Raw genomic sequence first — 22,641 nt, 5'->3', positions numbered from 1 at the left:
TTCGCAACATCACAAATATCGCATATCCGAATTCGCTGGGCTGTCCATCTGGACATTCTGGCAACAGAATTTCTTGACGACCATAGAGCATTGGAACCACCTGATCCCATCCCGAACTCAGTAGTGAAACGATGCATCGCCGATGGTAGTGTGGGGTTTCCCCATGTGAGAGTAGGTCATCGTCAAGATTCATTTCGCAAAACCCCTATCTGCGCATGCAGGTAGGGGTTTTGTCTTTCTGGCGAAAAAATTCCCGGGCATACGCAGTCCCTGTGGGAGCGGGTTCACCCGCGAACACCGGCATAGCCGGTGCCATCCACCACGTCGCCCGCTTCGCGGCGGTTCGATGCCTCGACACGCCTGCTCCCACCCCGACCGCAAAATACCCAGGTTGCGACAATATTCCCGTCACATTCACGTGACTTTCCCGCATCCACCCTACGTCAAGACTTTGGTTCGGGGCACTCCTGGCCCCGGGCTGAGCGATGCCAGCGTACCGTGCTGCGCATTTCCGGACTTCCACCGTCCCATCACTTGAGGTAGCAAGCAAGATGGCCAAGGCCGCCGATGTCGTTGTGCAATGCCTGGAAAACGAAGGTGTCGAGTATGTATTCGGTATTCCCGGTGAAGAAAACCTCGATCTGCTGGAATCCCTGCGCAAGTCGAAGATCAAGCTGGTACTTACCCGTCACGAGCAGTCCGCAGGTTTCATGGCTGCCACCTATGGTCGCCTGACCGGCAAGACCGGCGTCAGCCTGTCGACCCTCGGCCCTGGCGCCACCAACCTGGTCACCGCCAGTGCATACGCCTACCTGGGCGGCATGCCGATGATGATGATCACCGGCCAGAAGCCGATCAAGAAGTCCAAGCAGGGCCGCTTCCAGATCATCGACGTGTGCGGCATGATGGCCCCCATCACCAAGTACACCCACCAGTTCGCCTCCGCCGACAACATCCCGGCCCGTATGCGCGAAGCCTTCCGCCTGGCCGAAGAAGAGAAGCCGGGTGCCGTGCACCTGGAGCTGCCGGAAGACATCGCCGCCGAGCAGACCGAAAGCCTGCCGATTCCGCCTAGCCTGAGCCGCCGCCCGCTGGCCGAGCACAAGGCCATCGAAGCCGCCGTGGAAAAACTGCAGAAAGCCCGCAACCCGATCCTGGTGATCGGCGCCGGTGCCAACCGCAAGATGACCGCCAAGGTCCTCAAGCAGCTGATCGACAAGACCGGTATCCCGTTCATCACCACCCAGATGGGCAAAGGTGTGGTCGACGAGCGCCACCCGCGCTTCCTGGGCAACGCCGCACTGTCGTCGGGTGACTTCGTGCACCGTGCCGTCGAAGCCGCCGACCTGATCGTCAACATCGGCCACGACGTGATCGAGAAGCCACCGTTCTTCATGGTTCGTGGCGGCACCGAAGTCATTCACATCAACTTCCGCTCCGCCGAGGTCGATGCCGTGTACTTCCCGCAGGTTGAAGTGATTGGCGATATCGCCAACGCCGTATGGCAGATCAGCGAAGCGCTGACCGACACCACACACTGGGACTTCACCCGCCTGATGGCGATCCGTGAAGCCAACGAAGCGCAGATCGCCGAAGGTGCCGACGACAACCGCTTCCCGGTCTACCCGCAGCGCATGGTCGCCGACATCCGTCGCGTGCTGCCGTCCGAAGGCATCGTTGCCCTGGACAACGGTATCTACAAGATCTGGTTCGCCCGCAACTACAAGGCACACAAGCCGAACACCGTGCTGCTGGACAACGCCCTGGCAACCATGGGCGCCGGCCTGCCATCGGCCATGGCCGCGCACCTGGTGCACCCGGACCGCCCGGTGATCTCGGTTTGCGGCGACGGCGGTTTCATGATGAACAGCCAGGAGCTGGAAACTGCGGTACGCCTGGGCATGCACATCACCGTGGTGATCCTGCGTGACGACGGCTACGGCATGATCCGCTGGAAGCAGGCGAACATGGGCTTCACCGATTTCGGCCTGGACTACGGCAACCCGGACTTCGTCAAGTACGCCGAAGCCTACGGTGCCAACGGCCACCGCGTGGAAAGCGCCGAAGGCCTGCTGCCGCTGCTGGAGCACTGCATCAAGACCCCGGGCGTGCACGTGATCGACTGCCCGGTCGATTACAGCGAGAACGACCGCATCCTCAACAGCGAGCTGCGTGAGCGCGCGCTGGCGGTGTAAGGTGTAACGGCTTTATTGACATCAACCGGGCCACCACAGATACCTCCCGATCCTGTGGTGGCCAGTTGGTGCTAATTAACAACCTCCTCACGCATCTCTTGATTGATCATTCTCATGTTCCCAACTCATTGAGAACACGAGACCATGACCATCGGCTCAACACACAACCATCCTGCTGATCTGGCTATCGAGCCATCCCTGTCCGTAAAGCCATGGGCTGCGCGTTACCCTAACCCTCCTGATCTTTGCTTTGATTATCGCCGTCTACTCGAACAAGAGGGCGGAGTTGCATACGCCACTCAGCCGGATCACCGGATCTGTATTGTCGGTGCTGGTGTTACCGGGCTGACTACAGCCCGGGAATTGCTTCGTTGCGGCTTTACCCATATCACCTTGATCGAGCAGTCCCGGCGTGTGGGTGGGCGCCACCTCACGCTGGTGAGTAACGCAGGAAATCACAAACAGCCTGTAACCCCTTTTGAAATGGGGGCCATGCGCATGCCGTTCTTCAACAGGACTGGTGAGCTCCCAAAAGATGGGCGTTCGCTTATGGCCTATTACGCCAAGCTGTTCGAGCTACGAATTTCCAATTTTCCAAATCCAGGGACACCTTGGGTGAATGCCACTGGAATATATCTTCGTGACGGGCAATTAGAGGGTGAGAGAGACCCTGAGCTGTTGGTCTGGCGCAATCCCGAAGGAACGACACCACCCCCTTCTGCGATGCTTCAGCAGGTCTACGATAAATGGCGCCATTTTGCGGAGCAGTTCGCCGAGCGTATTGCTGCGGTTTATGGCACTTATGGTTGGGAGTCGATGTGGTCGGCGATCGTCAAGCGCTATCATCGAATATCGTTTAGAGATCTGGTGCGTTTACCCGCTCTTACTGCTTGGGACCCCGCAACCCCTGGTGATTTTGGCGGGCTAGGCATGAGTGGCGACGAGTCGGCCATCTTCTATGCAATCGGTATTGGAGATGGTAGCTGGGGAGCGTTTTATGACGTCTGCTGCCTTTACCCGCTGCGTACAGCAATCTTTGGTTTCAGCAGTCATTTGCAGTTGGTGCATGGGCGTGTTGACCAGGACGGTGTGCCTTACGCTGCGCCCCATCTTGAAGCCAGCAGCGTCCCTGACAGTAAAGGATTGATGTTTCAGGGGCCAGCCTATATCGGGCTTGCGGCGATGGACGAAAGCCTCATGTTTCTGGACGTCGGGATGGGCGGTTCCTCGCTGTATGACCACCTGCTGCAACGAGATGATGGGTTACTGACTGACACTTCGGTCTGTTCCCTACAAAAGCTGGAGGATGGTCGCGTACGGGTCGGATACCGTTGGCATTGCAGTGATCCGGTGCAGGGGAACGTCCAATACGAAGACTTCGACAGCGTGATCTTGACCATTCCTGGCTGATCGAAACCAACATCCGCCTCGACGGTTTCAGCCGTCAGATATTGCCGCAGACGATCATGGATGCCTGGAAGCATGCTCACTGGGAGACAAGCTGCAAGGTCTATGCCCCGCTGAATAAGAGCTTCCTGGATCGCAACCCAGCTTTTCCGCAAATCCTGGTCACTGACAGTTTCGTTCACGATGTCTATGCCTACCGCTACAACGACCATTACGCTGATGACTGCATCCTGCTCAGTTACACCTGGGAAGACGATGCAACGAAACTGGCCGCGTTCTCAGATGAAGAACTGGGCGACAAGTGCGTGAAGGAACTCGATCGGATCCTCCTTAGCTGCAGCAACGTGGCTGAACCCATATCGCCTTATATCGATACCCGAAACATTCGCATACAGCGTTGGATGACTGATCGAAACGCGCTTGGTTGCGCAAAGTTGTATCGGGCTGGGACCTATTACGATGCAGTGAGCTTGATGAAGTACAACCGTGATCTGAGTGCCAGCTCAGGGTTGTATCTGGCTGGAGAGTCCTTCTCTGTTGACGCCGGCTGGACCGAGCCGTGTTTACGCACGGCGCTTGATGTGGTCATCAACCTGTGCAGCAGAACATCGGCATCGTTCAATGGTGGCTTTACCCTGAACCACTACCCACATTATCAAGTTGGGAAATAGCTGCATCCGGGCGTTTTTGTAGGGAGTTTCCTACTGGAACACCTCTCTTGTCCTTCGATCCCATAGGAACTCCCCGACTGTCACTCCCCCGCCCAACCCCGCTTTACTGGCGCCCTTCCAAAACAACCATAAAAGGAAGCCGCCATGTCTGAACACTGCACGCCCGTCAGCCCCGTACGTATCGCTGTCATCCAGTACGACCCTCAGGTCGGGCTGGAGCATTGTGATGGCAACCTGAGCAAGGGCCTGGCATTGGCCCGGTGCGCGGCGCGTGAAGGCGCCAACCTGATCGTGCTACCCGAGCTGGCCAACACCGGCTACACCTTCCACACGCGTGCAGAGGCCTATGCCCACGCCGAAACGCTGGAGGAGGGGCGCAGCCTGAAAGCCTGGGCGGATTTCGCCAAGGAGTACCAGGTATATCTGGCTGCGGGTTTTGCCGAACGCGAGGGACTGAAACTTTTCGACAGTGCCGTTCTGTTCGGTCCGCAAGGCTTGCTCGGGCATTACCGCAAGGCCCATCTGTGGAACCAGGAAAAGCTCTGGTTCACCCCTGGCGACCTGGGCTTCCCTGTGTTCGAGACACCGATCGGCCGTATCGGCCTGCTGATCTGCTGGGATATCTGGTTCCCGGAAGTGCCGCGGCTGATGGCTGCGCAAGGCGCCGACATCATCTGCAGCCTGAACAACTGGGTATGGACGCCACCACCACTGTTCGATGAATCAGGGCGCTGCATGGCGTCCTACCTGACCATGACGGCGGCACACGCCAACAACGTCTATATCGCTGCCGCCAATCGCATAGGTAGCGAGCGGGGCGGTCGCTTCCTGGGCTGTTCACTGATTGCCGGTACCAATGGCTGGCCCATCGGCGAGGTGGCCAGTGCAGAGGAGGAGGGCATTCTCTACGCCGATGTCGACCTCAGCAGCGCCCGCTCGGCGCCGATCTGGAACAGCCTCAACGACCTGCCGCGAGACAGGCGCACCGACCTTTACGATGCGACGCTTGGCTATCGCCTTCATGCACCTATGCCCCGCTGAGGAGTTGCACATGAAAACGCTACTCTTCCCCAACCGGCAGCGTTCGTCGGTGTTGATCCTTGCCTGCCTGCTGGTGCTGCTGGCAGCCAGCCTTGTACAGGGCCAATGGCCGGACTACATGCAACTGGCCGCGACGCTCGATCAGCCGCTAAGCCGCCTGCGCTGGATAGTTGGTGATATCAGCGAAGTGGCCTTCTATAAGCACGAGTTGCCCGCCCTGGGCTTGCTACTGGGAGCTTGCCTGGCGCATTGGGCCCATGTGCATGGGTATCGCTGGCACGGATTTGCCATCTGCTACGGCAGCGGACTATGGCCGTGGGTGTTCACCAGTTCGCTGCTGGGCTTGTTGCTCAGTCACGCGTTGTGGGGATGGACCTTGGCCAGTGGCACCTGGCAACCAACCTTCGTTGCTTTCGTATCCTTGCCAGCAGCCATGGTGCTGTTGTTTGGTGCGGGTTGGCAGGTGACCATCACCGGCGCACTGCTGGGAGCGCTGTTGGTAACACCAGCCAGCCTGTTGATGGTCAACTACCTGTGCTATCCCCTGCAGTTGCCGGTGGTAGTCGGCAACGTAGGTGGCATGGCGCTGGCAAGCGTGATTGCGTTCATGCTGTGCTGGCGCTTTCCATCATGTGTACGGCCCAGCCACCCGACCGCCGCACCTGAATCCGATGCGGCCCAGCCCGACTACGGTGTGGCCTGGACCTTGCGGCGTGTACTGGCCGATTTCAGCGAAGCGCCATTCTTCGGTAATGAACTGGCCAGCCTCGGGCTACTGTTGGGGGTGTTCCTGGCATACATGCTGGCCCCCGCTGCGCCAGTCTACGGTTCGCTGCTGCTGATACCGCTGGTTGCCGGGCAGGCGCTGGCATCACTGGTGGGAGTCGTGTTCTGGCGTCGCCAATGGCAGGCGCGAGGCTGGTACCCCACTTACATTCCCATCGTCTCTATCGTACCTGCCGCTGTGCTCACCCACGGTGGAGACTGGCAAGTGGTCGTAGCCAGTGCAGTGCTGGGCGCGCTGGTAGCGCCACCGTTGGCAGTGGCCATCAGTCAGCGCTTGCCGGCCTACATGCATGGTTACATCGGCAATGTAGTGTCGATGGCCATCAGCACACTGGCGATCGTTCCGCTGGTCGGGCTGCTTGCTGGAGGTGGCGTATGAAAGCGCATGCAAACCTGCCCAAGTTGTCGATTGCCAGCCTTGGAGGGACGGTGAGCATGCGGGCAAGTGCGAGCGAATGCGGGGTGATGCCCAAGCTTGACTGCGATGAACAACTGGCCGAGTTGCCGCAACTGCGTGAGATGGCCCAGCTTGAAGCTGCCACTTTGGGTCTGCTCCCCAGTGCCTCGCTGGGCTTTGCGGCGATGCTCGAGGTGCTGGCCTGGGCCCGGGGCGAGGTGGCTCGCGGAGCACACGCGGTGATACTGACCCAAGGTACCGACAGCCTCGAGGAAACGGCGTATTTCCTCGATCTGCTCTGGCCGTTCGATGCGCCATTGGTAATGACCGGTGCCATGCGCGCGGCCAGCCAGCCGGGCAACGACGGCCCGGCCAACCTGCTGGCTGCGGCGCAGGTTGCACTGGCGCCGGGCAGCCGTGGGCGCGGCGTTCTGGTACTGATGAATGATCAGGTCCACTGTGCTGCAAGGGTTCGCAAGACGGCAAGCCTCGCGATGGCTGCATTCGAATCGCCCGGGTGCGGAGCGCTGGGCGATGTTGTGGAAGGTGCTGTGGTATATCGTCAGCCATCTGGCCCACGAGAGGTGCTGCCGTTACCGCATCGCACCGGGCACCGGGTTGCAATGCTGGAAGCGTGCCTGGACGCAGACACGGCGTTGTTGAAGGCTACAGCGGCACTGGGCTACGAGGGGCTGGTCATCGCCGGTTTTGGTGCCGGCCACGTTTCCGGTAGCTGGTCCGAAGTGCTTGGCCATCTCGCGCCGACCTTGCCAGTGATTGTTGCTACCCGCACAGGCAGTGGCCCAACAGCCACGGCCTCTTACGGTTTTGCCGGTGCCGAGATCGATCTGCAGAGCAAGGGGGTACATATGGCGGGGCAGTTGTGTCCGCGCAAGTGTCGCATTCTGCTATGGCTGTTGATCGGAACTGGCAGGCAGCAACTGCTGCATGGCTGGTTGCCACGTTAAGCAATCTGCCCGCAAAGCTGTAAGCGCGGGCAGCCCTTCTGGCGTTGCTGTGCTAGGGTGCACACACTTTTGCTTCCCAGGATGTTCACCCATGCTCCCCGCACTCAGCGAAAAAGAACTCGACCGCCTCGAAGACCTGTTGATCACCTACGGCAATGACTACTCGGTACTCAACCTGGCCGAGCTCAATGGCTTTTTCACTGCACTGGCCAGCTCACCGACCACTGTCACCCCGGAACAGTGGCTGCCCGCGGTGGCTGGTGGCAAGGTGCCGAAATTCAAGAAGCCGGCACATGAAGAGGCGTATACGGCATTGATGCTGCGCTATGCCAGCCAGGTGGCAGAGGAGTTGGGGGACGACGTCGATCACTTCGAGCCGCTGTTCGAGGAAAGTGAAGGCGAGGCAGGCACGGTGGTCGTGATGGAGGAATGGTGCTTCGGCTATATGCGCGGCACCCAGGTCGCTGGCTGGGCCGAGCTGCCGCCGGAGCAGGACCGACTGCTCAAGGCCATTTCGCTGCATGGGCTCGAGGACAACTTCGAGCTGCTGGACCAGATGAGCGAAGAGGACATCCAGGCCTGTGTGCCGCAGGTGATCGAGGCTGCGCGTGGGTTGTTCCGGTATTTCAACAAGCTGCACTGATCTTGCACCTGCCTTGATAGTACCGGCCAATATCGGTTTGTAGGAGCGGCCTTGTGTCGCGATAGGACCGCTCCTACACAGAGCATACGCGGATCTGGATACTTCCATTATTCCGCTCCGCGAAATTATGGTTTCCCCGCCACACGGATTCTGCTGCCAGCCGAACCGGTGCAGCATGTGCTCCACCAGCCCACCCCGGTGCTGATCAGGAGCCAAGCCCATGTCGAACCCGATCAAGCTTTACAACTTCCCCAAGTCCGGCCACGCCCATCGCATCGAGCTGATGCTTTCGCTGCTGAACCTGCCCACCGAGCTGGTGTTCGTCGACCTGGCCAAAGGCGCGCACAAGCAGCCGGACTTCCTGGCCCTCAACCCGTTCGGCCAGGTCCCGGTCATAGACGACAACGGCACGGTGATCGCTGACTCCAATGCCATCCTGGTGTACCTGGCCAAGAAGTACGACAACGGCACCTGGCTCCCTGAGGAACCCGCTGCCGCCGCCCGCGTCCAGCGCTGGCTGTCGGTCGCTGCCGGCCCGTTGGCCTTCGGCCCTGCTGCCGCGCGTCTGGTCACGGTGTTCGGAGCCTCGTTCAACACCGACGAAGTGATTACCTGCGGATTCCACGCTGACTCGGACACCCATTCCACGCACATCCGGACAGTGATTCCACGCTGATCCGGACACTCATTCCACGAGCATCCGGACACCGATTCCACGGCCATCCGGACACTTTCCAGGCAGGCAGCTACGCAGGATTTATTCACTACCATCGACCTCTTTTTCGAAGCAGAGAGGTCGTCGTGGAGCGTTTGTCCATGCGTAAAATCCGTGAGGTGTTGCGCCTCAAGTTCGATTGCGGGCTGTCTGTCCGTAAGATCTCCCGCAGTCTGGGCATAGGCCACAGCAGTGCCGGTGATTACCTCTGTCGCTTTGCCGCCAGCGGTCTAGCCTGGCCCTGCTCGTTGTCCGATTCCGAACTGGAACAGCAACTGTTCCCACTGGCCCCTGCGGTGCCCAGTGAGCAGCGGCCACTGCCTGATTGGTCTTGGGTGCACGCCGAGCTGCGTCGCCCCGGCGTGACCCTGGCGCTGCTCTGGCAGGAGTATCGCCTGAGCCAGCCGCAGGGTTTTCAGTACAGCTGGTTCTGCGAGCACTACCGGGCCTGGCAGGGCAAGCTGGACGTGGTGATGCGCCAGGAACATCGCGTCGGCGAGAAGTTGTTCGTCGACTACGCCGGGCAGACGGTGCCGGTGATCGACCGGCACAGCGGCGAGATCCGCCAGGCGCAGGTGTTCGTCGCGGTGCTCGGCGCCTCCAGCTACACCTTCGCCGAAGCCACCTGGTCGCAGCAGCTGCCGGACTGGCTGGGCTCGCATACCCGCTGCTTCGCCTTCCTCGGGGGCGTGCCGGAGATCGTGGTGCCGGACAACCTGCGCAGCGCGGTGAGTAAGAGCCATCGCTACGAGCCGGACATCAACCCGAGCTACCGCGATCTGGCCGAGCACTATGGCGTGGCGGTGGTGCCGGCGCGGGCGCGTAAGCCGCGCGACAAGGCTAAGGCCGAGGTCGGCGTGCAGGTGGTCGAGCGCTGGATCCTCGCCGCGCTGAGGAACCGCCAGTTCTTCTCCTTGAACGAACTCAACAGCGCCATCGCCTTATTGCTGGAGCGCCTCAACCGACGACCGTTTCGCAAGCTGCCGGGCTCCCGGCACTCGGCCTTCGAAGCCCTGGATCGTCCGGTGCTGCGGCCGCTGCCGGAGCAACCCTACGTGTATGCCGAGTGGAAGAAGGCGCGTGTGCACATCGACTACCACGTCGAGGTTGATGGGCACTACTACTCGGTGCCGTACCAACTGGTGAAGAAACAACTGGAAGTACGCCTGACAGCGCGCACGGTGGAGTGCTTCCACGCCAATCAGCGGGTGGCCAGCCATCTTCGCTCACCGCACAAGGGCCGGCACAGCACACAGGCCGAGCACATGCCCAAGAGCCATCGCGAGCACGCCGAGTGGACGCCACAACGGCTGATCCGCTGGGCTGAGCAGACCGGGCCGAACACGGCCGGCGTGATCAGCCACATCCTCGAACGGCGCATCCACCCAACCCAAGGCTACCGGGCCTGCCTGGGCATCCTGCGCCTGGGCAAGACCCATGGCGAAGTGCGCTTGGAGTTGGCCTGCCGTCGCGCCCTCAGCCTCGGTGCGTGCAGCTACAAGAGCCTCGAATCGATCCTGCGCCAGGGTTTGGAAAGCCTGCCGTTGGCTCAAGCCAACCTGCCCCTGCTGCCGGACGACCACGCCAATCTGCGCGGCCCCGGCTACTACCACTGAACACAAGGAATCCCACCATGCTGCCCCATCCGACCCTGGACAAGCTCCAGACCCTGCGCCTGACCGGCATGCTCAAGGCACTCGCCGAGCAACTGAAAACCCCCGACATCGACAGCCTGAGCTTCGTGGAACGCCTCGGCCTGCTGGTCGACCGCGAACTGACCGAACGCGACGACAAGCGCCTCAGCAGCCGCCTGCGTCAGGCCCGGCTCAAGCACAACGCCTGCCTCGAAGACATCGACTACCGCAGCCCGCGCGGACTCGACAAGGCGCTGATCCTCCAGCTGAGCAGCGGTCAGTGGTTACGCGACGGACTCAACCTGATCATCAACGGGCCCACCGGCGTGGGTAAAACCTGGCTGGCCTGCGCCCTGGCACACCAGGCCTGCCGAGAGGGTTACAGCGTGCGTTACCTGCGCTTGCCGCGCCTGTTGGAAGAGTTGGGCCTAGCCCATGGCGACGGGCGCTTCGCCAAGCTGATGAGCGGCTATGCCAAGACCGACCTGCTGATCCTTGATGACTGGGGCCTGGCCCCGTTCACCGCCGAACAGCGCCGCGACATGCTGGAGCTACTGGACGACCGCTACGGCCAGCGCTCGACCCTCGTGACCAGCCAAATGCCCGTGGACAACTGGCACGAACTGATCGGCGATCCAACCCTGGCCGATGCCATCCTCGACCGCCTGGTGCACAACGCCTACCGGATCAACCTCAAGGGCGAGTCGATGAGAAAGCGGGTGAAGAAATTGACGGCGCCGGGCGCCTCAGACTAACAATGCAACCCCTGCGTCGCTGCGCTCCGACTGCCTGTCCGAATGATCGTGGAACAGGTGTCCGGATCAGCGTGGGCTGAGTGTCCGAATGGCGTGGAATCCGCAGATTACCCGCGCCCATACCCTGCTGAAGGTGATCGACGCCGAGCTGGCCAAAACGCCCTTCCTGGCCGGTAGCACACCCACCATCGCCGATATCGCCAACTACTCCTACATCGCCCACGCACCGGAGGGCAATGTGTCGCTGGAGCCCTATGCCAACGTACGCAGCTGGCTGGCGCGGATCGAGGCGCTGCCGCGCTTCGTGCCCATGCCACGCACCGTGATCGGCCTGCAGACCAGCGCCTGATATCCCGCCACTGCGAGGAACGCCGCCATGCAACAGAACCCGGACCACCACTCCTCGCCCTGGCATGCGGGGGAGAAGACCCTGCAGGAAAAAGCCGGTGTCGCGGAGCGCATGGAGGCGTTCGGGCAGAAGGTCATTCGTGACTACATGCCCGACCAGCATCGTATTTTCTATCACCAGTTGCCGTTCATGGTCGCCGCCAGCGTGGACGCACTGGGGCGGCCCTGGGCAACGCTGCTGGAAGGGCCGGAAGGTTTCGTCAGCTCGCCGGACCCGCGCCAGCTGACGATCGACACTCAACTGCCAGCAGACGATCCCGCCACCCCGGGGCTGGCTGCCGGGCAGGCGGTCGGCCTGCTGGGGATCGAATTGCATACCCGCCGGCGCAACCGCCTCAACGGCCAGATCCACCAGGCCGGCGACGGGCAACTGCAGGTGACTGTGGAGCAGTCGTTCGGCAACTGCCCGCAGTACATCCAGCTGCGTGACTACACCCGTGTCGCGGAACCCGCCCAAGGGCGTGTCGATGCGACGACACTCGATGCCTCGGCTGTCAGCATGATCCAGGCAGCCGACACCTTCTTTGTCGCCAGCTATGTCGAGCATGTCGACGGCCAGCGTTCGGTGGATGTCTCCCACCGTGGCGGGCGGCCCGGGTTCATCAAGGTCGAAGGCAACCGCCTGACCATCCCCGACTATGCTGGCAACCTGCACTTCAACACCTTGGGCAACCTGCTGGTGAACCCGCAAGCAGGGTTGCTATTCATCGATTTCAGCAACGGCAACGTGTTGCAGCTATACGGACATGCCGAGTTGCTGCTGGACAGCCCCGCCATCCAGGCGTTCGAAGGCGCCGAGCGCTTGTGGACGCTGGAGGTCGAGCAGGTGGTGCGGCGCCCGGCTGCCGTTTCCCTGCGTTGGGCCTTCAAGGAGTACGCCCCGACCAGCCTGATGACCGGCACCTGGGCCGAGGCCGACATACGCCTGCAGCAACGCCAGCGGCAGCGCCAATGGCAGGCCTGGCGTGTGCTGCGGGTGGAGCAGGAAAGCCGTGATATCCGCTCGTTCTACCTTGAGCCTCCTGCTGGCATTGCGATGGCCTTTGCCCCGGGGCAGCATGTTCCGGTGCAAGTCCAGCTCGACGGTGAGGCGGCGCTGATCCGCACCTACAGCCTGTCCAGCGCGCCTTCCGACGGTTACCTGCGCATCAGCGTCAAAGCCCAGGGTCGGGCCTCGCGGCACCTGCATGAGCACGTCGTGGCAGGCGATGTGCTGAACGTGCGCTCGCCGATGGGCAGCTTCACGCTGGACCTGCAGAGTACGCGGCCGCTGGTGCTGATCGGCGCGGGTGTGGGTATCACGCCGTTACTGGCCATGCTGCGCGAGCAGTTGAGCAAGGGGCAGGCACGGCGCATTCATCTGTTCCATGGTGCGCGCAGCCTGGCCGACCTGCCGTTCCGTGAGGAGCTGGCAAGTTTGCGGCAACAGGCCGGCGGCCTGCTGCACGTGTACCGCGCCCTGAGCCAGCCGGAAGAGCATGCGCTGGCGGGGCGTGATTACGAGTTTGCCGGTCGGCTGGGTATCGAGCAGGTCAAGGCGACGCTGGCGCTGGACGACTACGATTTCTACCTGTGCGGCCCAGGCAGTTTTACCCAGGACCTGTATGAAGGGCTGCGCGGGCTGCATGTGCCGGATGCGCGGATTCATGCCGAAGCCTTTGGCCCGTCGACGCTCCGGCGGCACACCGACGATGACCAGCCCACCCTGCAACAGCCGCCCGCGGCCAGTGAGCCGGTGCCGGTGTACTTTGCGGCTTCGGCCAAGGAGGCGCGCTGGGCGCCCGGTGGCGGGACGCTGCTGGAGCTGGCCGAGGCTCGCGGATTGTCGCCGGAGTTCAGTTGCCGAGGTGGGTCGTGTGGTACCTGCAAGACCCGGTTGGTCAGTGGCCAGGTGCATTACCCGAACCCGCCGGCCGAGCTGCCGGAGGCGGGGTCGGTGTTGATCTGCTGTGCCGTGCCGGCCCGGTCGGAGGAGGGGGCGCAGGCGTTGGTGCTGGATCTGTAAGGTAGCTTGTCCCGGCCCTTTCGCGGGCTCGCCCGCGAAAAGGCCGGCACAGGCAACACAAAACGCTCAGATGAAAGATAATCCCGGCATCTCATAGCGCTCAGGAGCCCGCATGGACCAGATCCACCTGATGAAGGTGTTCGTCGCCGTAGGCGAGCTGGAAAGCTTCGCCGCCGCTGCCCGCCGCCTGGACATCTCCCCAGCTGCGGTCACCCGTGCCGTCAGCGCCCTGGAGGATCAGCTGGGGGTCAAACTGCTGCTGCGCACCACCCGTAGCGTACGCCTGACCGAAGCCGGTGGCCGCTATCTGGAAGACACCCGGCATATCCTCGCCAGCATCAACGAGGCCAACGAAGCCGCCGCCGGCATCAACGCCACGCCCAAGGGCGACCTGGCCGTCACCGCGCCCATCCTGTTCGGCAAGAAGTTCGTCATGCCGTGCATCGTCCACTACCTGCAGCAGTACCCCGAGGTTGACGTTTCCGCCTACTTCCTCGACCGCATCGTCAACATGGTCGAAGAGGGCATGGATGTGGCCGTTCGTATCGGCCCCTTGCCCGACTCCGGGCTCAAAGCACTGCGGGTGGGCAGGGTCCGGCGCATGCTGTGCGCCTCTCCCGAGTACCTGGCGCGCCACGGCGTGCCGAAGCACCCGTCCGACCTGGCGGAGCATGCGGTGATCGGCACCACCAACCTGTCGCCGCGAGCCGGCTGGCGTTTCGGGGTGACCGATGAGCCGACTCTGGTGCGCATGAAGCCTCGCTTGATGGTGACCAGCAATGACGGGGCAATCGCTGCCGCCAGCGGCGGGTTGGGCATTGCCCGCCTGCTGTCGTATCAGGTCGCGGATGAGGTGGCCAGTGGGCAGTTGCAGGTGATCCTTGCCGAATACGAAGAGGCGCCGTGGCCAATCCATATACTGCACCGGGAGAGCAAGTACGGTTCGGCCAAGGTCCGCGCCTTCATTGACATGCTGGCGCAGGCGCTGAGGGCTCGGCAGCTGGACTGATTCAACCGAGCAGGGTGAATGTAAAGCAACCCGGGCACTGCTGTTCCAGCCACTCCTTGGCGCGTTCGCTCAGGAAGTAGCCACGATAGACATCCCCTTTGAAGAAATCGGCTTGCTCGTCGGCCTTGAGCACCTTGAGATACTGGCCAAGGTCGGCAGGGTCATACTGCGGGTCCTTGAGCAGGTTGAGCTTGCCCACCACGAATGCCTGCCAGTACTCCGGCATGCGCTTGGCAAGCCCAGGGTCATGCGGCAGGGAGTCGATGATCGAGCTCGGCCCGCCTTCCAGATCGAGGTAATCGGTAATGGGCTTGCTGGTATCCCAATGCAGCCAGTCGATGTGAACGATATGGGTCTTCTCCAGGTGCTCGTAACGCCCGACCCCCTTCAGGCCGCCTTTTTCCAGGGCTTCCTTGACCGGCTGGGTGAGCACCAGCGAACCCGAACGGATATACGCAGCCGGAGTGTACGGCCCGGCCCGCTTGATGCTGTCTACATCGGTATCTTCGTCCCAGGCGATCATGCCCTGGACCAGTGCTGCGCCCCAGTCTCCCCAGGGCGTTGGCGCGTTGTCTAAATGGTAGATATTCATACCAGGCCCCCGAGATCTTGCCGTTCGTGCCGTAGCTATGTTCATGGGCGGACCTTGATCCTGGCTGGTCATTCAGGCGAACTGAATGAAGAAGAAACCGGCGTCGTCGCCTTGCTTGCCACGGCGTGCCTGCATGTCCACGAACAGATAGCCGTTACCTTCGCCGAACAGCCCCGCATGCTGAGGGCTGGCTTCGGCCACGTCAGCATCTATCAGTTGCATCATGAACATGTAGCGCGTTGGTTCATAGATCGGGTCCTGCAGCCAGCAGGGCCTACCGCTGGGTTTGCTCAGGCCGATCCCGCTGTCCTCATCCTGATGTTCCTCGTCATGCTCCTCGTCAGTCATTTCTTCGAAATCGATGAACGCTCGCTCCAGCAGCAAGGGGGGATTGGCGGGTTCCAGCGGCTGGCTGGCGAGTTCGTGCAGGATGACCCGGGTAAATTCGCTACTGAGGACGTTCAGCAGTTCGATTTGTTGATTGACCGTATAGCGACGTTGGAGAGGGCGGCTGAAACTGCCATCCTGATGTTGCTCGACGGCGAGGAAAACCGTGATGGCCATGCCTGGTGGAACGAACATGGCCGGTTGGAAGTGCTCGCTCAGGGTCAGGATGGGCGTCAGCAACATGCCGGTTTCAGGGTTTCTCGGCCACAAGGACAGGTCCTTGAGCAAAGCCGCGCCACCGATCTGGCCGAAGCCGCGATCTTGTTGGGACAAGAGGATTTTCTTCATGGCTGGTAACACCCTTTGCGCTTGCGGACGACCTGGCGTAGCGACGGGTAGTCAGCGATTTTGGTTACCACTCGAACAGCCCTACGAAGTTTTTCTGGTCCACAGGGCCGCTCGAGCAACTGGCGCCACGTGCCAGGATGGAAGGCTCGAGGCGGTTGCCCATCTGGCGAACAGCCTGGTACTGGCTATCGCAACCTCCGGGCAGCGACGGGGCGGGCTGCACATGCCTGACAATGATGATCTGTACACCATTGAACTGTTCCACGCGAGGCTTGCCTCCATCCCTATCCGGGCTGAATTGGCAGGGCCAGGGCATGTCCAACTCTAGCAGTGATGCATCGGAGCTGCGCAGTGCGCAACGACCTTCGTGGTTCACAAGTGCAAGCTTGTGCCCGGCAAGGATAACTTCAGGCCCCGCATTCGATGACGGGGCGGGCGCCTGCGCGCATGCATTCAGGGCGATTGCAGCCAGCAGCGTCGGCAGGGCTTTGGACACACGCTTCATTTCAGTTCCCCAGAACCGGCCTGCGGGAACAGCGCTGAAAGCAACGGCGATTCATTCACCAGAATTCGATCTCCTATCGGCCCTGGGGAGGGCGTGTACCTGTGCGGAGTTGTTAATGTGCACAGGTGCGAAACTTACATAAAGTGCCAAAGTGATATCGCGCTGGCAGGCACTTCGAAGTCGGGTTTTATGGTTTATTCATTCGCAATTGTCAAGGTAAGCTAGCCGCGCTCTACGGTTTTCAAGGACGACAGTGCTCACTCATATGAATGGATCGAAGTTTCAAAAGGGTCAGGAACTGCAAAGATTTCTTTCCCGCTATTTCGGCGTTTTCATCGCCGAGTTGCTGCTGTCCTGCTTCGCCATTGGCGGCAGTGTTTCACTGGTGTTCTCCACCTGGCTGCGCAGCCCGGACCGGTCGCTGTCGGTGCTGGCATTGGCGCTGGCATGCGCGGTGAGCGCCGCTTCGCATATCGCGCTGGTGCGTGGATACGCCTGGGGCCTGCGGGGGCTGATCGGCCTGAACGGGCTGGCCGTGTTGGCTGCGTTGCCCAGCTACGCTTACCGGCCGCACATGGGCGGCTACGTCTCTGTTTTGCTGCTCGGGCTGCTGGCCTTGCTGGTCATCAATACCCAGCGCTACCGGGAAATGCGCGTGCGCCTGGTGGGCTACCGGGACATTCGCAGGGCCAACCGGCAGGCGGCGAAAGCTGCCAAGTAACGTGTTTTCGCTGATGTAACGAGGCTTCTGGATGAATTTGCGCCGCATGCGTGTCGGGTTCGCTGGTTTGCTGTTGCCATTGCTTGCTGCGTGCAACGGGCACAAGGTCGAGCGCGTGGTGGTTTATGAGAACAATGTCCATCACTGGCGCATCGAGCACGTGGTGGCGCAGAACTGGCCGGTGGGGCCACGTCAGTACTACGAGGTGTTTCTCAAGGACCGCTTGCTGATCCTGCCTGCCAATGTCTTCAACGACGAGCGCGACATTAGTGAGTTCGTTGCTGCGGGCGGTTTCGACATCAGCAACTGGCGCAACGACACGGTCATCGTGGCGTTCGAGAACGTGCAAAAGCGCGAGGGCGGCAACGAGCATTTTATCCGCTCGCTGATGATCACCCCGGAGTACAAGGAAGGGGAGGTGATACTGACTGACATGGCGACCCATATGCAGATCGTGGTGCAGCGGGTGGAGCCGGTTGGGGAGGGGAAGTAGCAGGGCAGTGGTGTTATAGACAGGCAAATGAACTAGCTGTGGATGTCACCGGCATTTGTGGGAGCGGGCAAGCCCGCGAAGCAGGCGACGCGGTGTATGGCACCGGCTGCGCCGGTGTTCGCGGCTAAAGCCGCTCCCACAGGTACAGCGTGAACCCGAAGCCAACGCAGTACCTGTGGGAGCGGGCAAGCCCGCGAAGCAGGCGGTGCGGTGCATGGCACCGGCTGCGCCGGTGTTCGCGGCCACGGCCGCTCCCACAGGTACAGCGTGAACCCGAAGCCAACGCAGTACCTGTGGGAGCGGGTTCACCCGCGAAGAGGCCCGCCCAGGCAAACCCGGCGCTTAAACCCCATGCAACCGCAGCGCCCGCTGCGCACACTCCCGCCAACTCAACTTGCGCTTCTCCACCGGCCCCAGCTGATCCACTTCCCCAGCCAGCACCACCGGCATATCCCGCATCCTCACCCAAGGCTCACTCTGCCAATACAACAACGTCGCGCTCCGCCCCCCAGGCCAGCACATCTGCCCCAGTCGCGGAACATCTTCCACCCCGTCTTCCTGCCGATCACGCAACACCGCCACCACCTCATGCGTCAGCCACCAACGCAGATGCCGGTTTTCCGGCACATGGTGATGCGCCAACAAGGTATAGGCCCCGGATTCGCTGACCATCGTGGTTTCCTGGTACTTGCCATAGCGCAGCAACTGCACGGAGCGGTACTGATCCGGGTCGAGTTTGCGCATGCAGTGTTCGTCGTAGAAGTGACCACTCAGCCGGCCGAGTTCGTGGGCGCAGAACCAGGCTTGGGATTCGAGCCAGAGGGTGTGGAGGGGGCGGTTGTGGCGGGTGAAAAGGGTGGGAGTCTGAAGGTCAGTCATGGCTGGCCTCCGTGATCCTCTGAGAATTGATCAGGCGAAACGCATGTGCGAAGCGCCTAGAACTGTTGGATTTGGTAGGCATTTCCAATACCTCTACGTGATTTCAGCTTTCTTAGGGCTGGGTGTCGGGAGCTAAGAAATCCCACGTAGCGGACCGGACGTATTCCCCTTGCGGGTCTTGTATTAGTCCGCTCCCGACATAACACGTTTTCTGCGCGCAGGATTAGACCACAGGCAGAAAAAAGCCGCATCTGTCGGGGCGGATTGACCGCTACGTGAGGCGTTTCTTAGGCGCCGCAATGACTTTAGGTTGATGGCTGCAGAAGGTCAACTGATAACAGTGTAGGACCATTCTGAAAAACTCGATAGGCGATCAAATATTTTTGGTAACGCTAAATGGCTGGCTTTTCTATCGACTATTTCTGTGACATCATTATGCTGCTATTGCGTCAGTTGGTGTTTTATAACGCCTTCACAAATAAAGAAAATTGTTTATTGGTAAACTTCACGTATCGATAATTCGCATCGCAATAATCGTACAGATGACATGTGGGTGTCGAAAATGAATGGGTTTGATCTGGCCAGTTTAGTCGAGTAACGCTCGATGATCTGATGCCAAGAACTGGCAAAAAACAGATAGACTTAGGTTATTAATTCTACTTTATAAAAGTGTATGGACGTGAAATTGCTGGAGGGGAATTTGAGTTGCTTGGAATTATTGAGTGGTTCTGTTGGACTTCTTTTTTTTGCTTTTCTGATCTATATCGTGATTGCTGTGTTAAAGCTACAATCCACGAGCAGAGTTCCGGAAAAACTCAGCGCTGTTTGCGCTTTATTGACTGTAATAGTTGCTATAGCTGCGGCCTGTGTTGCATGGGTTCAATTGCAAGAATCAAAGGAGTCGTCAAGAATTCAGCTGCGTGAATCAAAAAACGCGTCCGCAAAAATAATCTATAAAGAATATATTTCTCTCGCAATAGATAATCCTGAATTCTCCGCGCAGTCCTGCTATGGCGGAAGAAAAGGATTGGAACGGCTCGAGAAAAATAAAATCAGATACGAAAAGTACGAAAATTACGTTGCGTTTCTTTTGTTCTCTGCAGAACAAATAGGTGCGTTAACTGATTACGATACCAAATGGGAAGGTGTGCTTCTTGCTCAGCTTACATATCATGCATTATATCTGCAGAGCCCTGATTTTCAAAAGGGCATGATGAATTTATATTCTGAAGACTTGCAATATCTTATTCGAGTGGCTATCACGAATTTCAGCGAGAATAAATGTGGGCGTTAGCAGTTTTGATCTATTTTTATGGCCTCTCTCTTGAGGGCGCTCTATAAGCGTGCTTTCTTAGTATTCGGTGAAGTTATCCATTGCCCTGGACCGCTTGATGCTTGACTCAGTTCATAGGGGTTGAACTGATTTTTCTATAATTTCTGAAATCTCTAGTCAGTTTTAACTTTGTGTTGGACAGGGCGCCAACTCAAAACTCGCATGCTTGCAGCCGCGGTTGCTCCAAGCGCAAAGGCGGCTGACGAGGGATACTATTCAGAAGGCTCCGCTTAAAGCGGAACCTAGAGATGGAGATGGAGCAATTGACTGATGCTACGTGAATCTGGTTGAGCGGTTTTACTCAACGCTGAGCGACAAGTAGATCAAGGGTCAGGCACATGTCAACGTTAAGGATCTTGAGGCGTCGATCGAACACCACATGGAAACCTGCAACCAAAACCCGAAGCCATTTCGGTGGCATAAGAAAGCCAAGGACATCCTTGCCTCAGTCGCTCGCGCTGCATGAGCGCTGGGCAAATTATTTTTAGCGGTATTTCTGAAGCACCACACTAGCACCATCCCGAAATAACAAGTTTTTCAGCGCGAGATTTCAAACGGTTTTTATGCGGGTGGGGCTGAAGCCAGAGATGGAAGTAGGATTTGAGTAAGCTTCTGGGGCGCTATTGTTAATAGAGCCCCAGGGGTTAGGTTGAATTAGAATGAGGGGTTAATTATTATTATACCGTCGCAGACTATGCTGCCTCGATCATGTGTTCCTAAAGGGATTTCTTCTTCGTCACTTTCAATATATTGATCGAACAGTTGTTCTGGATCAACATCCCATGCGTTTCCTAAGGCATTAAAAACGTCGGAGGCAAAGTTTAATGAATTGTCGTCAAATAGAGTGTTTTCGCTATTGAAGTGGAAACGCAAGCGATTGTTGATTATGTACGAAGAGGAAATGTCAATTATCATTATGTCATTATTTAGTTTGACATTTTCTAGGTTCTTCGTTGCGCCATAAACTTCATAAGGAGAGACCAGATAAATCTTCTCAAGTTTTGGTGTTTTTCTTATTTCTTCGATGTTTAGCCATTTGCCGTTTAGTTCTGCTAGTGGCAGGTCTTTCGGGTCTCCGCCGCAGGCATATATATAACCAGCGCAGTCAGCCTGTTGTTGCGGAGTTAAATATATATTGGGGACTAGATTAGCTTGTTCTGTTGCCCACTTGGCTAAGTTTTTCGGGGGTATGGCAACGTCAGAAGAGTCTCTTGAGGCTCTTAATGCTTTTCCCGACAAGATTCCAGTAATGCCACTCAGATAATTAGAGTCTAGTCCGCCGGCAGTAAGTATGCCTGGTAATGAGTTTCCGTGAAACCTGTTGGTTGTTATGCAGGCCCTTCCAAGTATCTCGTTGTGTTGCCCATAGATAGGGCGGACGTTGGTGCTGCAGGTCAGATCATATTCTTTGTCCGAATTGCGTTGTAACTTTATAATTTTATTGATTCTATTGAGGAGTTCGCTCTCTGGGATGTGCGTCCAATCATTGGCTGATATTATTTTTTCACGTTTTTCAAGAGACTCGATGTATAGATCCACATCAATCGCTGGGGCAAGAGCAAGGCAAAGTTCAGAAAGCTTCATTGGCTTTGGCTGATTTGTTACATGCAAAATCCCTCCGCGCTCAGAGGGCGGAACCCTAAGTTTAAGGCTGATTATTGTTCCGCCATCTCTGATAAATTCATCTTGAGTTGCTGGACGTAGAATTGGGCGTCCATAAAGGCCGCTACCAAATTCGACTACAATTGTCTCTGATTTTGCTTTATCTGCGTGCCGCGTAATAATTTTTATATGATCGGATATCATGAAGGCCGAGAAGAAGCCTATGCCGTATTTTCCCGTGGAAGAGAACCCTGATGATATAAGTCCGGGAAATTCATCTTGGACGGCTGAAGATGTCCAGAAGCTTTTCCCAAAATCCAATAGGTAATTTATCAAAACATGCTTTGACATCCCTGTTCCGTTGTCTTCTATGCACAAGTAGTGCTCGGTTTCAACGGTTTTTAATGAAACTATCACACTGCCGTAGGTTGCGTCTCTCTGCTCATAGCTCCGTCTGGCTCTGATGGCATCACATGAGTTTTGTATGAGCTCTCGCAGAGGTACTGCTGGGTTGGCGCCATAGAGCTCTTCTCCTCCGATACTCTTGACAATACTTGGAATGTCCGAGATTTGAACGGTGGCATTTACTGGGTGCCATTTGTCGGTTCGAATATATTTTGCTAGACGGTCTGGGTTGTCGATGGCTGCAATGCGTCTCGCTGCAAATCTTTCAATATTTTGATCCGACAGTAGGGCATCAATGCTTCTCAGTTCATTATCTACCATGCGCAGGCTGTCAAGGCACACCCACCAACTTTCTGCTTCAATAAATGGAAAGCTTTGGCCGCTAGTGAAGATCAGAGCATCTTCCTTTAGATATGGTTTAAGTAACTTTTCTTGAAAGTCCCAGTGTTGAGCTGATATTTTATTTAATTTTCTGAATGTTCTAGTGAAAATCGGTGCGCGTCTAGCATCCAAATGAGCAGCATCTGCAGCTCTCAAAATACAGGCTATTTTAAGTGGAGATACAGTCCAGTCACTCGCGGTAGCCCACGGTGGACTGCCAATTGATCCAATAAAGCGGCGCTCAATTTCAGAGATGCTCCACCAATGGCTATGAGCAATTTCGCCTATTATTCCCCCATAAGCCATGAATCGCCCCTGGTTTCGTAGACACCTCCAAGCCTCATAATGAGGCCCAAATAGG

Annotated in this window: 17 protein-coding genes, 1 rRNA gene and 4 pseudogenes; 17 read left to right on the top strand and 5 right to left on the bottom strand. The window is 58.3% G+C overall.

What is annotated here, in order from left to right:
• The first annotated feature begins 72 nt into the window (after positions 1-72).
• The 13 genes and pseudogenes from rrf to KDB76_RS22370 all read left to right on the top strand — a co-directional run bounded on the left by rrf (position 73) and on the right by KDB76_RS22370 (position 14,634).
• A 5S ribosomal RNA gene (gene rrf, locus KDB76_RS22430) occupies positions 73-188 on the top strand.
• 363 nt (positions 189-551) lie between these two features.
• On the top strand, positions 552-2,195 hold the full coding sequence (locus tag KDB76_RS22425) for an acetolactate synthase large subunit (protein WP_024087633.1): 1,644 nt from the start codon (positions 552-554) through the stop codon (positions 2,193-2,195).
• Positions 2,196-2,339: 144 nt separating this feature from the next.
• Positions 2,340-4,273, top strand: a pseudogene (locus KDB76_RS22420) (FAD-dependent oxidoreductase).
• A gap of 144 nt (positions 4,274-4,417) precedes the next feature.
• Positions 4,418-5,314, top strand: a complete 897-nt coding sequence (locus KDB76_RS22415) for a nitrilase family protein (RefSeq protein ID WP_024087631.1) — start codon at positions 4,418-4,420, stop codon at positions 5,312-5,314.
• A gap of 10 nt (positions 5,315-5,324) precedes the next feature.
• Positions 5,325-6,479 (top strand): hypothetical protein, encoded by a 1,155-nt coding sequence (locus KDB76_RS22410; protein ID WP_038410108.1) that lies wholly within the window; start codon positions 5,325-5,327, stop codon positions 6,477-6,479.
• Positions 6,476-7,465 (top strand): asparaginase, encoded by a 990-nt coding sequence (locus KDB76_RS22405; RefSeq protein ID WP_024087629.1) that lies wholly within the window; start codon positions 6,476-6,478, stop codon positions 7,463-7,465. The genes KDB76_RS22410 and KDB76_RS22405 overlap by 4 nt, the downstream gene beginning before the upstream one ends.
• Positions 7,466-7,556: 91 nt before the next feature.
• Positions 7,557-8,108 carry a UPF0149 family protein gene (locus tag KDB76_RS22400; protein WP_013973896.1) on the top strand — a complete coding sequence of 184 codons (552 nt, stop codon included), beginning with the start codon at positions 7,557-7,559 and terminating at the stop codon, positions 8,106-8,108.
• Between the two features lie 220 nt (positions 8,109-8,328).
• A pseudogene (locus tag KDB76_RS22395) lies at positions 8,329-8,721 on the top strand (glutathione S-transferase); the annotation flags it as partial.
• 203 nt (positions 8,722-8,924) lie between these two features.
• Entirely contained in the window at positions 8,925-10,439 is a 1,515-nt protein-coding gene (gene istA, locus KDB76_RS22390) for an IS21 family transposase (RefSeq protein WP_038408847.1), read from the top strand.
• Between the two features lie 17 nt (positions 10,440-10,456).
• Positions 10,457-11,212 carry an IS21-like element helper ATPase IstB gene (gene istB, locus KDB76_RS22385; RefSeq protein ID WP_038408850.1) on the top strand — a complete coding sequence of 252 codons (756 nt, stop codon included), beginning with the start codon at positions 10,457-10,459 and terminating at the stop codon, positions 11,210-11,212.
• Positions 11,213-11,318: 106 nt separating this feature from the next.
• Positions 11,319-11,561, top strand: a pseudogene (locus tag KDB76_RS22380) (glutathione binding-like protein); the annotation flags it as partial.
• A gap of 27 nt (positions 11,562-11,588) precedes the next feature.
• Positions 11,589-13,625 carry a pyridoxamine 5'-phosphate oxidase family protein gene (locus tag KDB76_RS22375; RefSeq protein WP_038409920.1) on the top strand — a complete coding sequence of 679 codons (2,037 nt, stop codon included), beginning with the start codon at positions 11,589-11,591 and terminating at the stop codon, positions 13,623-13,625.
• A 112-nt stretch (positions 13,626-13,737) separates the two neighbouring features.
• A complete protein-coding gene (locus tag KDB76_RS22370) occupies positions 13,738-14,634 on the top strand; it encodes a LysR family transcriptional regulator (protein WP_013973893.1) in 897 nt (298 codons plus the stop codon).
• 1 nt (position 14,635) lies between these two features.
• Here the strand turns inward: KDB76_RS22370 and KDB76_RS22365 are convergent, their stop codons facing one another.
• The 3 genes from KDB76_RS22365 to KDB76_RS29950 all read right to left on the bottom strand — a co-directional run bounded on the left by KDB76_RS22365 (position 14,636) and on the right by KDB76_RS29950 (position 16,226).
• Positions 14,636-15,226 carry a hypothetical protein gene (locus tag KDB76_RS22365; protein WP_169775184.1) on the bottom strand — a complete coding sequence of 197 codons (591 nt, stop codon included), beginning with the start codon at positions 15,224-15,226 and terminating at the stop codon, positions 14,636-14,638.
• Positions 15,227-15,298: 72 nt separating this feature from the next.
• Positions 15,299-15,961: a hypothetical protein gene (locus KDB76_RS22360; RefSeq protein ID WP_023661524.1), complete on the bottom strand. Its 663-nt coding sequence runs from the start codon at positions 15,959-15,961 to the stop codon at positions 15,299-15,301.
• A 64-nt stretch (positions 15,962-16,025) separates the two neighbouring features.
• Entirely contained in the window at positions 16,026-16,226 is a 201-nt protein-coding gene (locus KDB76_RS29950) for a hypothetical protein (protein ID WP_013973890.1), read from the bottom strand.
• 505 nt (positions 16,227-16,731) lie between these two features.
• Between KDB76_RS29950 and KDB76_RS22350 the strand changes: the two genes are divergently transcribed.
• The gene (locus KDB76_RS22350) at positions 16,732-17,187 is read left to right on the top strand and encodes a hypothetical protein (RefSeq protein WP_013973889.1); all 456 of its coding nucleotides are present in this window, start codon (positions 16,732-16,734) and stop codon (positions 17,185-17,187) included.
• 31 nt (positions 17,188-17,218) lie between these two features.
• Positions 17,219-17,680, top strand: a complete 462-nt coding sequence (locus KDB76_RS22345) for a hypothetical protein (RefSeq protein ID WP_003259732.1) — start codon at positions 17,219-17,221, stop codon at positions 17,678-17,680.
• Positions 17,681-18,022: 342 nt separating this feature from the next.
• Here KDB76_RS22345 and KDB76_RS22340 read toward each other — a convergent pair whose 3' ends face one another.
• Positions 18,023-18,559, bottom strand: coding sequence for a Bro-N domain-containing protein (locus KDB76_RS22340; RefSeq protein WP_038409919.1), 537 nt, complete (start codon positions 18,557-18,559; stop codon positions 18,023-18,025).
• A gap of 679 nt (positions 18,560-19,238) precedes the next feature.
• Between KDB76_RS22340 and KDB76_RS22335 the strand changes: the two genes are divergently transcribed.
• Both KDB76_RS22335 and KDB76_RS22330 read left to right on the top strand, forming a co-directional pair.
• Complete coding sequence (locus tag KDB76_RS22335; RefSeq protein WP_144241785.1) at positions 19,239-19,853, top strand: hypothetical protein; 615 nt, start codon at positions 19,239-19,241, stop codon at positions 19,851-19,853.
• Positions 19,854-20,166: 313 nt separating this feature from the next.
• Positions 20,167-20,358 (top strand): annotated as a pseudogene (locus KDB76_RS22330) (IS630 family transposase); the annotation flags it as partial.
• A 188-nt stretch (positions 20,359-20,546) separates the two neighbouring features.
• On the opposite strand, the gene KDB76_RS22325 reads toward KDB76_RS22330, so the two are convergent.
• A complete protein-coding gene (locus KDB76_RS22325) occupies positions 20,547-22,586 on the bottom strand; it encodes an ATP-binding protein (protein ID WP_080708190.1) in 2,040 nt (679 codons plus the stop codon).
• Positions 22,587-22,641: the final 55 nt, after the last annotated feature.

It is taken from the genome of Pseudomonas sp. JS425 (genome assembly GCF_018223845.1).
Classification (GTDB): domain Bacteria; phylum Pseudomonadota; class Gammaproteobacteria; order Pseudomonadales; family Pseudomonadaceae; genus Aquipseudomonas; species Aquipseudomonas asiatica.
Note: the sequence above shows the minus strand (reverse complement) of the source record. Positions and strands in the feature narration are given on the sequence as shown.

Excerpts from the sequence above, each read along its gene's own strand:
- KDB76_RS22415 (WP_024087631.1), top strand. The coding sequence starts at position 4,418 with ATGTCTGAACACTGCACGCCCGTCAGCCCCGTACGTATCGCTGTCATC.
- KDB76_RS22425 (WP_024087633.1), top strand. The coding sequence starts at position 552 with ATGGCCAAGGCCGCCGATGTCGTTGTGCAATGCCTGGAAAACGAAGGT.
- KDB76_RS22370 (WP_013973893.1), top strand. The coding sequence starts at position 13,738 with ATGGACCAGATCCACCTGATGAAGGTGTTCGTCGCCGTAGGCGAGCTG.
- KDB76_RS22375 (WP_038409920.1), top strand. The coding sequence starts at position 11,589 with ATGCAACAGAACCCGGACCACCACTCCTCGCCCTGGCATGCGGGGGAG.
- KDB76_RS22325 (WP_080708190.1), bottom strand. The coding sequence starts at position 22,586 with ATGGCTTATGGGGGAATAATAGGCGAAATTGCTCATAGCCATTGGTGG.
- istA (WP_038408847.1), top strand. The coding sequence starts at position 8,925 with ATGCGTAAAATCCGTGAGGTGTTGCGCCTCAAGTTCGATTGCGGGCTG.
- KDB76_RS22405 (WP_024087629.1), top strand. The coding sequence starts at position 6,476 with ATGAAAGCGCATGCAAACCTGCCCAAGTTGTCGATTGCCAGCCTTGGA.
- KDB76_RS22410 (WP_038410108.1), top strand. The coding sequence starts at position 5,325 with ATGAAAACGCTACTCTTCCCCAACCGGCAGCGTTCGTCGGTGTTGATC.
- istB (WP_038408850.1), top strand. The coding sequence starts at position 10,457 with ATGCTGCCCCATCCGACCCTGGACAAGCTCCAGACCCTGCGCCTGACC.
- KDB76_RS22400 (WP_013973896.1), top strand. The coding sequence starts at position 7,557 with ATGCTCCCCGCACTCAGCGAAAAAGAACTCGACCGCCTCGAAGACCTG.
- KDB76_RS22365 (WP_169775184.1), bottom strand. The coding sequence starts at position 15,226 with ATGAATATCTACCATTTAGACAACGCGCCAACGCCCTGGGGAGACTGG.
- KDB76_RS22350 (WP_013973889.1), top strand. The coding sequence starts at position 16,732 with ATGAATGGATCGAAGTTTCAAAAGGGTCAGGAACTGCAAAGATTTCTT.
- KDB76_RS22345 (WP_003259732.1), top strand. The coding sequence starts at position 17,219 with ATGAATTTGCGCCGCATGCGTGTCGGGTTCGCTGGTTTGCTGTTGCCA.
- KDB76_RS22360 (WP_023661524.1), bottom strand. The coding sequence starts at position 15,961 with ATGAAGAAAATCCTCTTGTCCCAACAAGATCGCGGCTTCGGCCAGATC.
- KDB76_RS22340 (WP_038409919.1), bottom strand. The coding sequence starts at position 18,559 with ATGACTGACCTTCAGACTCCCACCCTTTTCACCCGCCACAACCGCCCC.